Origin of the sequence: Virgibacillus ndiopensis (assembly GCF_900187325.1) — a bacterium.
GTDB classification, from domain to species: Bacteria; Bacillota; Bacilli; order Bacillales; family Amphibacillaceae; genus Virgibacillus_E; species Virgibacillus_E ndiopensis.
On sequence record NZ_FZMZ01000003.1, the window covers coordinates 161,397 to 177,970 of the forward strand.

16 protein-coding genes are annotated in these 16,574 nt (G+C 36.8%); 8 read left to right on the forward strand and 8 right to left on the reverse strand.

Annotated elements, in window-relative coordinates; translation table 11 throughout:
- Positions 1 to 71 precede the first annotated feature (71 nt).
- The 3 genes from CS937_RS00955 to CS937_RS00965 all read right to left on the reverse strand — a co-directional run bounded on the left by CS937_RS00955 (position 72) and on the right by CS937_RS00965 (position 4,294).
- Positions 72 to 1,019: an MBL fold metallo-hydrolase gene (locus CS937_RS00955; protein WP_099156619.1), complete on the reverse strand. Its 948-nt coding sequence runs from the start codon at positions 1,017 to 1,019 to the stop codon at positions 72 to 74.
- An 84-nt stretch (positions 1,020 to 1,103) separates the two neighbouring features.
- Positions 1,104 to 2,795, reverse strand: coding sequence for a beta-N-acetylhexosaminidase (nagZ, locus tag CS937_RS00960; RefSeq protein WP_099156620.1), 1,692 nt, complete (start codon positions 2,793 to 2,795; stop codon positions 1,104 to 1,106).
- Between the two features lie 170 nt (positions 2,796 to 2,965).
- Positions 2,966 to 4,294: an alpha/beta hydrolase gene (locus CS937_RS00965; RefSeq protein WP_245835666.1), complete on the reverse strand. Its 1,329-nt coding sequence runs from the start codon at positions 4,292 to 4,294 to the stop codon at positions 2,966 to 2,968.
- 145 nt (positions 4,295 to 4,439) lie between these two features.
- Between CS937_RS00965 and CS937_RS00970 the strand changes: the two genes are divergently transcribed.
- The 3 genes from CS937_RS00970 (at position 4,440) to ltaS (ending at position 7,776) form a co-directional block, all read left to right on the forward strand.
- Positions 4,440 to 4,910 (forward strand): hypothetical protein, encoded by a 471-nt coding sequence (locus CS937_RS00970; protein ID WP_099156621.1) that lies wholly within the window; start codon positions 4,440 to 4,442, stop codon positions 4,908 to 4,910.
- 132 nt (positions 4,911 to 5,042) lie between these two features.
- Positions 5,043 to 5,663, forward strand: coding sequence for a spore coat protein (locus CS937_RS00975; protein WP_099156622.1), 621 nt, complete (start codon positions 5,043 to 5,045; stop codon positions 5,661 to 5,663).
- A 178-nt stretch (positions 5,664 to 5,841) separates the two neighbouring features.
- The gene (gene ltaS, locus CS937_RS00980; protein WP_099156623.1) at positions 5,842 to 7,776 is read left to right on the forward strand and encodes a lipoteichoic acid synthase; all 1,935 of its coding nucleotides are present in this window, start codon (positions 5,842 to 5,844) and stop codon (positions 7,774 to 7,776) included.
- 290 nt (positions 7,777 to 8,066) lie between these two features.
- Here ltaS and CS937_RS19280 read toward each other — a convergent pair whose 3' ends face one another.
- The 3 genes from CS937_RS19280 to CS937_RS00990 form a co-directional block, all read right to left on the reverse strand.
- Positions 8,067 to 8,231: a hypothetical protein gene (locus CS937_RS19280; RefSeq protein WP_176555699.1), complete on the reverse strand. Its 165-nt coding sequence runs from the start codon at positions 8,229 to 8,231 to the stop codon at positions 8,067 to 8,069.
- An 18-nt stretch (positions 8,232 to 8,249) separates the two neighbouring features.
- Positions 8,250 to 10,205, reverse strand: coding sequence for an aconitate hydratase (locus CS937_RS00985; protein WP_099156624.1), 1,956 nt, complete (start codon positions 10,203 to 10,205; stop codon positions 8,250 to 8,252).
- A gap of 277 nt (positions 10,206 to 10,482) precedes the next feature.
- On the reverse strand, positions 10,483 to 11,502 hold the full coding sequence (locus CS937_RS00990) for an alpha/beta fold hydrolase (RefSeq protein WP_099156625.1): 1,020 nt from the start codon (positions 11,500 to 11,502) through the stop codon (positions 10,483 to 10,485).
- Between the two features lie 144 nt (positions 11,503 to 11,646).
- Between CS937_RS00990 and CS937_RS00995 the strand changes: the two genes are divergently transcribed.
- Complete coding sequence (locus tag CS937_RS00995; protein WP_099156626.1) at positions 11,647 to 12,555, forward strand: LysR family transcriptional regulator; 909 nt, start codon at positions 11,647 to 11,649, stop codon at positions 12,553 to 12,555.
- A 346-nt stretch (positions 12,556 to 12,901) separates the two neighbouring features.
- Here CS937_RS00995 and CS937_RS01000 read toward each other — a convergent pair whose 3' ends face one another.
- Positions 12,902 to 13,771 (reverse strand): YitT family protein, encoded by an 870-nt coding sequence (locus tag CS937_RS01000; RefSeq protein WP_099156627.1) that lies wholly within the window; start codon positions 13,769 to 13,771, stop codon positions 12,902 to 12,904.
- A 176-nt stretch (positions 13,772 to 13,947) separates the two neighbouring features.
- On the opposite strand from CS937_RS01000, the gene CS937_RS01005 reads away from it, so the two are divergent.
- Entirely contained in the window at positions 13,948 to 14,127 is a 180-nt protein-coding gene (locus tag CS937_RS01005) for a YfhD family protein (RefSeq protein WP_099156628.1), read from the forward strand.
- A 52-nt stretch (positions 14,128 to 14,179) separates the two neighbouring features.
- Here CS937_RS01005 and CS937_RS01010 read toward each other — a convergent pair whose 3' ends face one another.
- Positions 14,180 to 14,818, reverse strand: coding sequence for a lysoplasmalogenase (locus tag CS937_RS01010; protein WP_099156629.1), 639 nt, complete (start codon positions 14,816 to 14,818; stop codon positions 14,180 to 14,182).
- Between the two features lie 129 nt (positions 14,819 to 14,947).
- Here CS937_RS01010 and CS937_RS01015 point away from each other — a divergent pair, with 129 nt between their 5' ends.
- The 3 genes from CS937_RS01015 to CS937_RS01025 all read left to right on the forward strand — a co-directional run bounded on the left by CS937_RS01015 (position 14,948) and on the right by CS937_RS01025 (position 16,489).
- Positions 14,948 to 15,391, forward strand: a complete 444-nt coding sequence (locus tag CS937_RS01015; protein WP_099156630.1) for a YueI family protein — start codon at positions 14,948 to 14,950, stop codon at positions 15,389 to 15,391.
- Between the two features lie 254 nt (positions 15,392 to 15,645).
- Positions 15,646 to 15,894, forward strand: coding sequence for a DNA alkylation repair protein (locus tag CS937_RS01020; protein ID WP_099156631.1), 249 nt, complete (start codon positions 15,646 to 15,648; stop codon positions 15,892 to 15,894).
- 70 nt (positions 15,895 to 15,964) lie between these two features.
- The gene (locus CS937_RS01025; protein WP_099156632.1) at positions 15,965 to 16,489 is read left to right on the forward strand and encodes a type 1 glutamine amidotransferase domain-containing protein; all 525 of its coding nucleotides are present in this window, start codon (positions 15,965 to 15,967) and stop codon (positions 16,487 to 16,489) included.
- Positions 16,490 to 16,574: the final 85 nt, after the last annotated feature.

Sequence of the window (16,574 nt, forward strand, 5' to 3'; positions counted from 1 at the left end):
CTAGCACATTTTCTATTATTCCCGAGACAGATTACTCAGCTCTAATAGAGACTTAATACAATAACCTAGTATTATTTGTTCTTCCTCTGAAGATAATCAACGATTCCAAGTGCACTAACCTGCATATCCAAATTAATTAAAACATACACAGGATGTTCATCTTCTATTAGAAGTGTTCGTAAATATTCTTTAACACGATAAAGCAATCTTCCTGCAAGCTCATCGTATCCTTTTCCTTCAGCAGCAACTTGCTGCCCTTCCTTTTCAAAAATAGTTAGCCAATCAGCAACCTGGCGAAGTGCCTCATCCACCTTTTCCGTCATACCAAAATGACCATAATAAATCCGGTCTACATCCTTTTCCTGTATGCGATCAATCGCAGACCGCATTGCATCAGGATCAAATTGATTCGGTGAAGTCGTTGGCAGGAATAAATCCACTCCGTCATTTACTAATTGGTCATATCGTATACCAACCGTGTCTCCAGTAAATATCCCATTACTAACGGGGTCATAAATACTGAAATGATGTTTAGCATGCCCAGGTGTATCTAAAAATTCTAGTGTACAGGATTGGCCAATTTGCAATGAATCCCCTTCCCCTTTTACTAGTAATCTATCACTTGGGATAGGAATTATAGGCTCAAATAACTCCTCAAAACTTTCTCCGTAAACCGCCCTTGCTCCCGCTTTTAATCGCTTAGGGTCTATAAGATGACGTTCCCCTTTTGGATGAACAACCACTTTTGCATTAGGACATTCTTTTAAAAGCAGTCCAGCACCGCCGGCATGATCTAAATGAATATGCGTAACGATGATATATTTAACTTCTTCTAACGAAAAACCAAGAAATTCTAATCCCTTTTTAATATGCCGAACAGATGGACTTGGACCTGTTTCCACCAAAGTTAACGCTGTCTCATTAATAACATATATACCAGTCCGCTCTGATACGCCAAGATCAAACCCATCAATAATATGTATTCGGTCGTCTATTTGGATTGGATTTTTACTTTTCATCATGAACCTCCTTGTCCTATATAATGTTATTTCTATAATAGCATATTACTGGGACAAGGGGTCAGTCCCTTTGTCCCAATTCACCTAAGGCATCATGTTAAGCGCATTTTCAATTAATTGATTCAGTTCATTAATATCAACAGCATTAACCTTTTCATTTGTGAGGTTATATTTTCTTTTTAAATCAATAATTCGACTAACACTCTTATCAATTCTTTCCTCAGTCAATTCCCCATTTTCTACGGCAGACTTTAACGAGTCAAACACGGATACCACTTTGTTATAATCGTGCGCTACCAAAATAATATCACTGCCAGCTTTCACAGACTTAACAGATGCACGACCAATATCAAAGTTGTTTGTTATCGCCTTCATTGTCATGTCATCCGTAATTACAACCCCGTTGAAATTAAGTTGTTTTCTTAACATGTCAGTAATAATTTTCTTAGACATGGTAGCTGGATATTCTGAATCAATCTTTGGCAACAAAATATGAGCTATCATGACGACATCTGCTCCATTTTTTATGGCATATGCAAATGGTTTTAATTCAAGGCTTTTTAATTCAGCAAGACTTTTGTTTACTTTAGGAAGCTGTAAATGGGAATCAACCGACGTGTCGCCATGCCCCGGAAAATGTTTAACAACCGAGATAATATGTTGCGATTGAATTCCCTTCATTGTTTGCACGCCTAAATTACCCACCACTTCTGGATTATTCCCAAAGGATCGATCACCAATGATTGGATTATCAGGATTACTGTTTACATCAAGTACTGGGGCAAAATCTAGATTAAAACCAAACGAATTAAGCTGCTCACCTAGAACAGAGCCAATTTTGTAGGAAAACTGTTCATTGTTTATTTGACCAATTTTTTCATTTGTAGGAATATCGACTAAATCCCCTGGAAGTCGGGAAATACGCCCACCTTCTTGATCTATACCTAAAAAAAGTGGTAACCGACTGTTTTCATTGACCTTCTTAATTTGATTTAATAGTTTTACTGACTGTTTAGGACTTTTAAGATTTTCCTTATAAAAAATGATTCCCCCGACCTTATCGCCATGGATTAATTTTTTTGTGTTCGCTGTCAAGGTTTCCTCAGAAGTACCAGCAAAAATCATCTGTCCAATTTTTTCATCCAAACTCATCTCTTCAACCATATCAGCATTCGAAGCTTCCTCCTCATCCTGCTCCGTAAATTGCGAAACAACGGAAATATGATCCGTTTTAGGATTAGGATTATCATCTGTCGGTTTAGGCAAAATCCATTTCAATTGGTAACTCGAACCAACATCATAAACAAGAATTATTTGATCATGACTATCATCTTTATAGTAACGTACCTCATCCGGTTCCCCTTTTGCTTTCTTAATGTCTCCAAAATGGATAGCTTGCAATTTATTAGCAAACGATCGAACATCAAATACTATATCATTTTGAAAACCAAAATCTATACGACGTTCAGGGTAGTTAACGTATTTTTTATTTTCCAAATTAGTTGTTTTCCCTGGTTCTCCCCACTTTTCATTCACCTCTCGTTTGGCTGTCTTGCCTGCAATAAACGGAACATCTGGCACCTTTCCTTGTTCGGATAGAGCAAATACTTTATTTACATCAATACTATTGTCCCCAGGATCCGTTTGCTCTGTTTCTTCATCTTGCGCTATATCAGAATTGTTATCATTGCTTTGGTTATGTCCATTGTTAAAAAAACGAACCATAACGACGACTATCAGTAAAATTAATAAGGAAAAACCGATTTTCTTTAGCATTAGAAGCCCTCTCTTCGGTTGTATTGTATGGAAGTCAATCAGCTTAAAATAAAAATGTATCTATTTAAGGAGACGAATTCTACAGGAAAAAGTTACATCATAAAAATACACACTAATATGCTAGTTATATTTATCTTATTAGTGTGTATTTATTTTTATTTTAATTATTCTTATTTCAAAAATCCGTTTACCTTTAAAAAGCTCAAAATTCCTTCCACTAATTCATCAGCTAAAGGAAGTCCTGGATTGGTATATGTTTCCACATTTGCCGCTTTATCGTTTGGTGCTTCTTTTAATACATGATTCATTTTTTCAATAATCAGCAGTTTAGCGTCGTCCTTTGCATGTTTCAGTTCTTTCGCATCACTAGCCGGAACTTGTATATCACGGTTACCATTTATTATTAACACCGGTATATTAAGGTTTTGTATCTCTTCTACTGGGTTATAGTTCATCCATGACGATAGGAATGCTTGAACAGACGGACGAAAAACACTTTCCAGTTCCTTGCTCACATCTTCAACATGCTCACCTCGTTTTAGCTTTCCTAGAATTATTTTACTTTCCGACATTAAATCATCTGAAAGGCTTCCATTCAATTGTTCATAAAGCACCTCATTAATAGGTCGACCTGCACCTGCAATCGATATAAAAGCATCAACACCAGTTTGTGCTGATACCATTCCGACAAGTGACCCTTGGGAATGACCTAGCAAACCTACTTGCGAGAATTGCTTATCTTGCTTCAATGCTTTGATCCAGGTTTCAGCATCTTCAATCAACTGATCAAACGTTAGATCGGTTTCAGGAATTGCCGCTTCTTGATTTCTTCCAACGCCCCGTTTATCGTAACGAACACTTGCTATTCCGTTATCTGCTAATGCTTCTGCTAAACGTTTTAAACTGTTATTCTTACCCGAAAACCCGATAGAATTTCCATCACGATCTGTAGGACCTGATCCAGGAATAATAATCATTACGGGAAATGGCCCTTTCCCCTTAGGCTTTTCTAATTCGCCATAAAGCGTTCCTTGATTAGTATCAATACTTAAAAAATTTTCTTCATCTCTATCGGAATCCTTCAATCCAACGTCCTTTTTTAATTCAAATGGAAAAGTCTGTCCGTGTTGAGTAAACGTACCTTCAATTATGCCATCGTTAATAGTCCCTTCAAATAGTAGCTTTTGCCCTGGAATTTTCATCACAAATCCAATAGTAGGCCGATCATATGTAATATTTGTCAAAGGATGATCTTTAACACCTTGAACAGGAATACTAATTGTGCCGGTCCATTCTTCTGCCTTTTTAAATGAAATAGTGATTGATAAAGCCTGGTTCGGTACGTTGATGGTTCCATCCCAACTGCCTTTAAGATTCTCCATTGTATCTCCTTCCTCTGACTTAGAATTATCCGCTTTTTCTTCTGACTTGTCACTGCATCCAATTACTAACACCGCAACCATTAAGAATAACGCTATTTTAGTTAACCTTAAGACCACAACGAAACCTCCCAATGTTAGTCTTTCCTTAACGTACGAAATACATTAGGATAGGTTTCACCGTATCCCCCGCAAATTTTGTTGTATAAAAGTGATAAAAAATAACATACTAAACAAATAAATCCAATTTTGGAGGTTTCTTAAAATGAAAAACACACTTTATTTTGCATTAGTTGTTATGGTATTACTATTGGCTGCGTGTGGTGCAAGTAACGATGAACAGTCACAAAAAGAGCAGGGACAAAAGAATCAAGAAACGAATGAATTTAAGACAAGTGAAGTATCTAAGGAAGCAGGCAATACCATTTCACCCGATTTAACCAGTGGATTGGATAAGGTCTTAGTGTCATTAGAAAAATTAAAAACAACGGTAGAAAATTCGCCTAGCGAAACGAAAAAAATACAATCAACTGGAAAAATGGTTGCAGAAAACTGGGATCAAATTGAAAAACAAGTAGAAGAAACAAATCCAGAGGAATATAACAATATCGAAAGCAGTCTATATCCCCTTTTTGACGAGATTAAGAAAGATAGTCCGGATGTAGTTAAACTCAAACAATTAATCGATGAATCCATACCAAAGGTGGAGAAGTTTAAAAAATCGCTAGGAAGTTAATCAAACGTTTGAACAATATTGAGTTACTTCTATTCTGCTTCTACTTTTCAAATTAACAGTAAACATATGTATAGAATGAACAAATTGGTCCAAAATAACGGTGATTATAATTCCAAGGAGGGTTAAATATAGATGCTAAATCAAAATCAGAATCAGCAACAAAACTTACAAGGCACATCACAGATGCCTCCCGGACAGCATTATGGTGGGCATGATATGTTCGATGCGCATGAAGCCTTTTCAACATTAGTAGGTGGAATGGAGCATTATTTATTATACGAGCAGCATGTTCAAGATCCAGAACTTAAAACAATGATGCAACAACATCGTACATTTTGTAATCAACTGTACAACTCACTTGTTGAAACATTTAAGACTGGTCAAGACCCTGCTATTCCAACTCAATCGTACGAAATGCAACAGGATAATAATGTCATATATGGAATGCAGCCATCAGCACCAAAAACTCCAAGTCAAAATGTAACTGAAATAAATGATCAATGTATTTCTGGTTTCATGTTAGGACAATTAAAATCTTGTGCCTCTGCGTTTACAATGACAGCATTAGAAATGACAAACCCTGTCATGCGACGTCTATTTGCAGATAGTGTTCCTAATATGATTGAAATGGCTTATGAAGTATTTTTATACCAAAACAAAAATCACTATTATCAAGTTCCTAAATTACAACAACAAGACATGCAAGCTTTCCAAAACAGTTACGCACCGATTCAAGGAACAATGCCACATTAAGACTAATGGCGTGGGACAAGGGGTCAGTCCCTTCGTCCCACAAAACCTCTTTATCCCCCGGATACCACTCTCCGCTTAACAATAACTGCATAGTACAAAATACCCCTTGCATTATCGTCTTATATACGCTATAATACAGCTTTGATATATAAGGCAAAAATTATAGAGGTGAAAAAATATGAAGAAAGTTATTTCTTCTAAAATGGGGTTCTTCAGTCTTGCAGTAGTCTTGCTCTGGCTAAAAACCTATCTAATATATTTATTCGAATTCAATTTAGACATTCAAAATGCGTTACAGCAATTTCTATTATTCTTTAATCCACTTAGCTCGGCAGCAATATTTCTCGGCTTAGGGTTATTTGCAAAAGGTAGAAAAGTAGGCTTGTGGATTATTCTCATTGATAGTTTAATGAGCTTTCTTGTATACGCAAATGTCGTATTTTACCGTTTTAATACCGATTTTATAACATTGCCTACACTTACCCAAACAGACAATTTTGGTAGCATAGGCGGTAGTGTTGCTAGTTTAGTAGCTTGGCATGACTTATTTTACGCTGTGGACATTATTGTTCTTATCGCTTTATTTATTTGGAGTAGGAAAAATTGGTCAACGGATCGTATGCAAATTAGAAGACCTATGACTGTTTTGGCAGCAGGTGTCATAGCTTTTACAGTAAACTTAGGCTTAGCAGAAATTGACCGTCCACAACTATTAGAACGAACTTTTGACCGTAATTATATTGTGAAATACTTGGGATCATATAATTTCGCAATCTATGACGCCGTTCAAACAATGCGTTCATCTACTCAACGTGTTCTTGCGGATAGTAGTGATTTAACGGAAGTAGAAAATTATACGAAAAATAAATACGCCGAGCCAAACCCAGAACTTTTTGGTGTCGGTGAAGGTAAAAATATCATTAAGATTCATCTAGAATCATTTCAATCATTTTTGATTGATTACAAACTACACGGTGAAGAAGTAACACCATTCTTAAATTCATTAGTGCATGATCAAAGCAAAGATTTTACGTACTTTGACAATTTTTTCCATCAAACAGAGCAAGGGAAAACTGCTGATGCCGAGTTAATTCTTGATAACTCATTGTACGGGTTACCACAGGGCGCAGCATTTGTAACAAAAGGTAATAACACGTACCAAGCATTACCAGCTATACTAAAACAACAGCAGGATTACACATCAGCTGTTTTACACGGTGATAATAAATCTTTTTGGAATCGTGATGAGATTTATAAAGAATTGGGTATCGATAAATTCTTTGATTCTAGCTATTACGATATGAGTGAAGAAAAAGTAATCAATTATGGACTAAAAGATAAACCGTTTTTTGAAGAATCAATGCCATTACTTGAATCATTGGATCAGCCATTTTATGCACACATGATGACTCTTACACATCATCATCCATATAAAATCGATCCAGAAGATGCAACTATTGAGCCTGCGGAAACTGGTGATCCATCTGTTGATCGCTACTTCCAAACAGCAAGATATTTGGATGAATCATTGGAACAATTCTTTAAGGACTTAAAAGAATCAGGACTTTACGAAGACTCAATTATCATGATTTACGGTGACCATTATGGTATCTCAGAAAACCATAATCGTGCCATGAAACAAATTACAGGTGAAGAAATTACAGATTACAAGAGTGCACAATTACAACGTGTGCCATTTATGATTAAAATACCAGGTGTTGATGGAAAAGGTACTGTTCATGAATATTCAGGACAAATTGATGTAATGCCGACATTGCTGCATTTAATGGGTATCAATGCACAGAATTATATTCAATTTGGTACAGACATGTTTTCAAAAGGACACAAAGAATTTGTACCATTCCGTAATGGTGACTTTATCACGCCAGAATATAGTCTGATAGAAGGAACCTATTATGATACGAAAACCGGCGAAAAACTTGAGCCAACAAAACAAATGAAAGAAATGAGAGACAGGGTTGGACATGAATTAGAACTTTCAGATGATGTTCTTTATGGTGATTTATTACGTTTCTATACACCAACAGAAGATTGGAAACCAGTTGATGCATCGAAATATATTTACGGAAAAGATGCTAATAAAAATAAGTAAAAAAGAAATCAGGTGAGGTCAACCTCCCTGATTTCTTTTTTTATTGGACTGTTTTCTAAAAGATTGTTTTGTTCTCACATGCTGCATCTTATTTAATAGTTGAAAAAAACGCGACGTAACAGCAACGTGATTTCCGCTTCGGGAAGTCGTCCTCTACGCTCCAATCACTGAAGTTAAATGGTGAATGTTATAAAATGATATACAGCGATCACAGAGTGCCAAACATAATTTTGAGTTATGTCGCAGTTTCTATAAATAGCAACAAACTATGCGAAAAGAGCTTTTAATTTCTAATCCAATAACCGGTTCATTTCGTCAACTTCCATTATTCGTGTTGGTTGTTCACTGTATGATCCATCCCCACCACAAACACTGCATCTATATTGCCATCCTTCATCATCTGCCAACATTCCAGTACCCTCGCAGGCTTTACATGTATTTTCTCGATCAACCATTTTGTAATCCTCCTATCTTTATATTGTTTTCTTTTGTCGGTCTTTCACCCAATTTATGATTCCACCTTTTAACATAATCTCAACTTGACGTTCAGAAAGTAGATGTTGAACTGTTATTTGATGGTCTTTATCTTTTATGCTTATCGTGAATTCATTACCTTGTTTTATTTTATTTTTCAAATCAGTAAGTACTAATACATCCCCTTGTTCCAACAAATCATAGTCTTCTTCATTGACGAATGTTAGTGGTAATACGCCAAAGTTTACAAGGTTTTGCCAGTGGATTCGAGCAAAGTCTTTTACTAAAGCAACGCGCAACCCAAGGTATCTCGGTGCTAATGCAGCATGTTCACGACTCGAACCTTGACCATAGTTAAAACCGCCAACAATAGCATGGCCACCTTTATCAACAGTTTCCTTTCCGCGTTTGTAATACGTTGTATCAATAATCTCAAAGGAAAACTTACTGATTTCCGGTAAATTACTGCGAAATGGGAGTACACGGGCACCACCCGCAAGTATTTCATCAGTAGAAATGTTATCACCCATTTTTAGAAGAATTGGAACTTCAAGCTTATCAGGCATTTCATCCATTTTGGGGATCGATGCGATATTTGGACCTTTGTGTAATTCAACCTTTCTCGCTTCTTCAAGTGGTAAAGGCTTATCCAGCAACTTATCATCAATCGTTGGATTTTTTGGTTCCTTGATCCTCGGATATTTAATATCAAGTGTACGTGGATCTGTAATTTTCCCTGTTAATACAGATGCTGCGGCAGTTTCTGGACTGCACAAAAAGACACTATCTTCTTTAGTTCCTGAACGACCAGGGAAGTTACGTGGTGTTGTACGTAAGCTATTTCGACCGGTTGCTGGAGCCTGCCCCATGCCAATACATCCGTTACATCCAGCTTGATGTAAACGTCCTCCAGCTTGAAGTAGACTTGCAACATAAGTTTCTTTTACTAAATCTGTTAGCATTTGCCTTGATGTTGGATTAATATCAAAAGATACCCCATCAGCTATTTGTTTATCCTTAACAATTTCAGCTGCGATCGCGAAATCTCGAAATCCAGGGTTTGCAGATGACCCTATATAGGATTGATATATCGGTGTACCAGCAACCTCGGTAACCGGTACAACATTTCCGGGACTAGATGGTTTTGCAATTAACGGTTCAAGCTCGGACAAATTAATTTCTTCATGGATGTCGTATGTTGCATCCTTATCTGCTACTAATTCTATCCAATCTTCTTCACGCTCCTGTTCCTTTAAAAAACGCTTAATTTCTTTATCCGATGGAAACACAGTTCCCGTTGCCCCAAGTTCAGCCCCCATATTTGCAATTACATGTCGATCCATTGCACTTAAACTTTCAACACCAGGACCGTAGTATTCAATTACCTTACCTACTCCGCCTTTGACATCATATTTACGAAGCATTTCAAAAATAACATCTTTCGCACTGACCCACTCAGGAAGTTCTCCTGTTAATTTCACTCCCCATACCTTGGGCATCTTCACATAAAAAGGCTCTCCAGCAATCGCTAAAGCTACATCAATACCACCAGCACCCATTGCCAGCATACCCATACACCCATTGGCACATGTATGACTGTCCGAGCCGAGCAATGTTTTTCCAGGCTTAGCTAAACGCTGCATATGAACAGGATGACTTACTCCATTACCAGGACGACTATAATATAGGCCAAATCGCTGTGTTGCACTTAGCAAGAATAGGTGATCATCAGGGTTCTTACTATCTACTTGAATTAGATTATGATCAACATATTGACAGGACGCTTCGGTTTTCGCACGATCCAATTCCATTGCTTCTAGTTCCAGCATAACCAAGGTTCCTGTTGCATCTTGTGTTAAGGTTTGGTCAATTTTAATTCCTATTTCCGTTCCAGGAACCATTTCACCAGAAACCAAGTGCTCCTTTATTAACTTTTGCGTAACATTTAATGGCATGGTATTCCCTCCTATTTTATTTATTCTTATTTATATGGTTCATTGTGCTTTTTTATAAGTTTCCATTATCTGAAAAAACTATGCACATTAATTGGGGTAGCGTCAGGAAAATGCGAATTTACAACGTTAAGGAATTTTCAATATTAAAAAAGCCTAATTTCTCAATTAAATGCAGAGAAATTAAGCTTTTTTCTTCACTTCACTTTTTGGCTTTTGATAAAGTGTAGACTTATTTTTTTGTTGTACATTTTCTTCCGAATTAATTACTAATAATTATTTATCTGTTTGGATTAAGCGACAACAAGCGTTTTAGATTGTCATCTATAAATTTATTATCGACATTATTGATTCCGCGACCGGCAAAATGGCCCCAGATAGATTCGATAGGATTAAAAACAGCATTAGGTATAAGCTTAGCCTCGTATTCGTTATCGTCCGAAGTGCAGAAGAGATCCGTACTCCCTGGCATGACGAAGGCTAGCGCTTTAATGTTTTTAAGCGCCTCATCGAAATCTCTATTATAGACAGGATTTGCACTAATATCCGCATTTTGGCCTGTCCATAACATGGCGAGGACATTGTGCGGATCCATCTTCATAAAGCTATCTTCCCAAACGCCAGCCACAAAATCTTCTAATGAATCAAATCCCATATCACGATAAAGTTCCTCTCTGTAATACGCCTGTGATAGGCCCCATCCCGCATAAAAACGGCCAACGGTGCGCATGTCTGCAGATGTCAACTGGTTTAATTTATTTGAATCGAAGCCAATTGCAGCCATGAGCGCAGCTTTCATTCCGTCAAGGACCACATACGTTTGTGGCCAAGTCTTTGCACCTCCGCAGAAAGGTGCAATTCGTTCCACCATGTCGGGGTAACTTGCCCCCCATTGGAATGATTGAATGCCTCCCATTGACCATCCAACTACGAGTGCAATCTTTTGAATGCCGAATTTTTCAGTCACCAGCCTATATTGGAATTTAACGTTGTCATAGATGGTTACTTGCGGAAAATTAGCCCTGTCGAATGGAGGAGGCGTGTTACTAGGAGACGAAGATAATCCGTTTCCCACTAGATTTGGAATAATAATAAAATATTTCTGCGGATCTAGTGCCATGCCGTTTCCAATTAACCATTCATTTTGAACATGTTGGTCACCAAAAGCTGTTGGATAGACGATAACATTATCTTTCTCTTCATTCAATTTCCCATAAGTCTTATAAGCAAGAAAAGCGTTCGGTAGTATCCCTCCTGATTCCAAGGTAACGTCACCCAAATCAAAAATTTCGTAATCCATTGTATTACTGCCCCCTTCAAAATGAAACCTAAAAATTTTAAATGCATTTCTTGTTGTTAGTATAAACCTGTGGTAACCTCAATAAAAGTGAATAAAATTCAAAGTAGTATTCAATAATATTGAAACTAAAATGGGGGTTGTATGATGGAATTGCGCCAATTAAATACGTTCCGCACGGTTGCTTCAACTTTAAATTTTAGTCGGGCTGCGGAGGTTTTGAATTACGTTCCCTCCAACGTCACGATGCAAATAAAAGCATTGGAGGATGAGCTTGGTGTTCGCCTCTTTGACCGATTGGGCAAACAACTCATGCTCACAACTGCGGGTAAGCGCTTTTTAACTCATGTCCAAAGTATTTTAGACAAATTGGACGAGGCTCGCAGTGCCGTTCATGACGATGAAAATCTAAGCGGCACCCTAACGATAAGTGCCAACGAGGTTCTTTGCGCCTATCGTCTTCCAACTGTCTTCCAGCTATTTCGTTCACGCTATCCAGGAGTTCGTCTCATCTTCCGCTCTGTTCCAAATCAGGAACTCAAGCAAACGCTCTTTGAGGGAACCGCGGATGTCGTTTTTATGCTAGACGAAACCATTCTCTCAACGAGGCTTACAGTGGAACTGTTACTAGAAGAAACTTTCCGCTTTTTCGTCGCTCCAGACCATCCTCTCGCTAAACTAACTGTTCTACAGCTGGAAGATTTTCACGGAGAAGTGTTCCTGGTCAATGAAAAAGGTTGTACCTATCGAACCATGTTTGACCGGTCATTTGAGAAAAAGGGCATTGATGATATTACTTATTTAGAGTTTCAAAATGCCGAAGCCATTAAACAATGTGCAATTACGAAAATCGGCATTGCCTTTCTTCCCGAAATAACAGTGGAAGCCGAAGTTGAACGGGGTGAACTTGTTGCTCTTCCATGGCAAATTCCGGACTTGCACGTATATACACATATGGCATGGCATAAAGACAAGTGGCTTTCACCAATCATATTATCTTTCATAGAAGCAGCAAGGGAAGTTATAGCTATAGAGGAGGATAATAAAACGGTTTAGCCTATTCAGCGATATTTTCCTAATTTCTGTTGGTTATCTAATTGGTACTTTCTTTTAGTAAATTTAATATTTGTATACAGTAGTAAGGCATCTTGGTGTGATAAATAAGGTTGCCTTACTTATGCTTTTCTTTAAATAGTGATGTATTTTTTTCAGTTTTATTTTAATAAAAGATGCTAACACCCATTCACTAAGTACCATATGTCACCTTTAGGCTGGGAACATATTAATTAATTTACTAGGAGAATACCATTTTAATTCGGAGAAAGTGGTATCTGATTTGGGGTTGATGTTTTTATGGGGTTTATAAAAAACGCCCACTTAACAGAGGCGTTTTTTATCTTACTTACAGCTTTTGTCCATAATATTTATCCAACGAGAATCCTCTTCCCAAAATTTCTGATGCGTTAATGAATATTACAAAGGTAGAGGGCTCTTCCTGTTGAAGAACGCGCTTTAAATAAACCGCTTCGGACTGTTCAGCTACACATAAAATCATTGTTTTATCCTTATTTGAATAACCTCCAACTGATCGTACCTTCGTTAAACCTCGATCAATTCCATTTTTAATTAAGGATTGGATCCTTTCTTCTTCCTCTGTGATGATTAGAATCAGCTTTGTTGACGATGTACGTAATTGAACAATATCAATCACTTTACTTGTAACATAGATACACATTAAGGCGAATAATGTAAGCTCCAAATTAAATACAATAATAGATGAAATTACAACAAAACCATCTACTATTAATTGTGAATACCCACTAGATATACCAGTAAACTTTTTCACAATCTGTGCGATTGCTGCAGTTCCACCTGTGGAACCATTTCCTTTATATACAACACCAAGGCCCACACCAAGAACTATCCCGCCGTAAAGTGCACCTAAGAGAGGATTTGTAATGGTGTACGGCACATCCGCTGTAACCCAAATCATAAACGGAACCCAAAAAGTTCCGACTAACGTTTTTCCACTAAAATCCTTACCCAACGTAAGCCAACCAATTATAAATATTGGTATATTCATTAAAAATTGTGTGTAAGCAGGACTTAAATCATACATTTCATATAGAATTGTACTGATACCCGAAAGGCCTCCTGCTGCAAGTTTCGATGGTAATAAAAATATATTATAAGATAAAGCTACAAGGGTAGCACCCACAATAATTAGTAAATATTCGACTAAAACCTGTTTAACATCTCGTTCTTTGCTCATTTCTCTTTATCCTTTCCTAATCCACATTCAAAAAAAAGCGTATCCTTATTGATTGTAAATTTGTACCTGTAACCTGTCAATTTTCCGAAAAGCAAATAGCCGGTTTTGACACATGAAATATAGTAAATTTCACATACTATTCTTGTGATAACTATGACCATAAGGTGGTGGATAACATGGGAAGAGATGAACACAACCATTCAAAAGGTAAAAGAAGTCGACTTGCGCAAACGCCAAAATATGAAATACAGTCTGACGGAAGAGACATTGAATTTTCCGAGGAGTTTGCTGACCATGACGATAAAGAAGCACAAATGAGAAGTCAGTCAGCAGATAAACGAGCAAAACGAAAATAATTTAAACGGCTGTCAAAATGGCTAATACCTGCCTTTTTGACAGCCACCTATTTTAGATAATACTCCATGCGAATAATAGTTGGGACGTAAAATAAGTAGACATGACAATGTTTTCCGCATTTGAAAATGGTTTTTTAAATCGATTTAACGCCAGGACAGCATCAGAAATATAAAATAAAAGCGATGCAAAAATAAGAATATCAATTCCAACTAAACACGCACTCCAAACCATTGTTGAAATTACAGCTATATAAAAAGCTACTGCAATCGATAATTTAGTACCTCCGTTTTTCTTAATTGGCTTAGATAAAAATAAGAAAAAACAAATACCAAAAACAAATAGCACACTACCTGTAAGCATAGATGTTAAAGTGGTAATATCCATTTCAAAAACACGCCAAAACCCAACAATATAAAATAAATGAGCAATCAAGAAACTTGCTAATCCATATACAAACCATTTTTCCTTCATCATTAAAAACACGTCTCCAAATAACGATAATACCAATCCTAAAACAACCCACCTGCTAAACGTTGAGTCAAATGCGGATCCATAAATAGCCAATATAATAATCAGCACCATAGTACCGGGCTTTAAAATAAATTTAGCAACTTTTATCTTAAGATAAATTGCCAACCAATGGTATAAAACGGCGGAACAAATGGTTAACCAGCATAAATAAACAATCAAAACCTAACACTCCACTTCGTTTTTTAGCTTAATAAGTATTTCGCTTTTAAGACAAATAACCCTCTTTTAATTGCACATATCGATATAACTACATACAATTGAAGGAACCAATAAATTGAGGTGTTCTAGATGGCAGGGAAAAATACCGAAGATTATTTAAACGAAGGAATATATGGAAAACGTCTACCAAAACAAAATGAACGAAATACATTTTTAGGAACGCTAAGGGAGCGAATTGTAATTGCTCTCACAAAAGGACAAGTAATGTCAGATAAAGGATTAAACGTGTTAGAAGAAGCAATGAAAGAAAACAGGGATGCCAAATTATTATTTAATGGACACATTGCTTATAAATTTATAAACGAAGAAAAAGCATTAGCAAACAAATACAATGTCCCTTATACAATTATTACAAACGAAGACAGCAAAACCGATATAGGTGCCGTATTGACATATGATCATGCAATCGATAAAGAAAATATTTTTATGGAAGAAGAAGTAGTCAAGGATACAATTGAAGAAACTAGTTCGTTATTTTCCAAAGTAAAAAAATGGTTTCAACTTAACGGATAAAAAGTACCGCAATACCCACGTTAATATACTTAAATATTTATTCCCTCTGCCTATACCTGAGTATGCAAAACGATAACATGTTACAATTGCAGCGCAAATAATAAGTCGATTCAAAAACAATCGTGACATTCTACACCGATTCACCTCACCCCCCAATATAAAAAATAGTGGTTATTGTCACATACTTCTTATTTTCACATCAATATTCATAAAGAAAACCAATACAGGAAATAATAGTATTGGAGGTGTTTATAATGAGCCATGCATATCGGTGTCCAAATTGCAAAACAAATCGTTCAAGATTTAATATTATTGAACAGGTGGCAAAACCAGTAAAATTAGATTCTCAGTCAGGTGAAATTATTAACGACTATACGAATGATCCTATTGAAGTTTTTCATATCGCCTACAATGGACCGGACTACAAGATACAATGTGGCGTTTGTGGTCTAGTTGAAGATGAAAATACGTTTGTCAAATTCGCTGAATACAAAGGGGAATAGGTCGCCAAATTTTTTTCAATCACAAATTTACTATGATAAACTAAGTATATCGAAGTACGGAGGGATATACATGCGATTGAAAGATAAAAAAGTAATTGCTCTCATTGAGAATGATTTTGAAGACCTTGAACTTTGGTATCCAGTATTGCGCCTGCAAGAAGAAGGTGCTGAAGTCCATTTAGTTGGTATAGAAGCAAAGAAGAAATATGTAGGCAAATACGGTGTCCCGGCAGAATCTACATACGCTTTTTCAGATATTCAAGTTTCGGACTATGATGCAATTCTTGTCCCTGGTGGTTGGGCACCTGATAAATTAAGAAGATATCCAGAGGTGTTAGAGTTCATCCAAGTAATGAATGATGCCAACAAACCAATTGGACAAATTTGCCACGCTGGATGGGTTCTCATATCAGCTGATATTTTAAATGGAAAACAAGTAACAAGTACACCTGGAATTAAAGATGACATGGTAAATGCGGGTGCGACTTGGATTGATGAAGCGGTAGTTGTTGATGGAAATATCATTTCAAGCCGTCGACCTCCAGATCTACCACCTTATGTTAAGGCATTTGCTGATAAACTAGCTGAATCGTGAAAACAGGCCCCAGCAATAAGTAGGACCGGGGCCTGTTTTCTATTGTATCAACGACATTGTATTAACTTTACACAGCGAAAGCGGT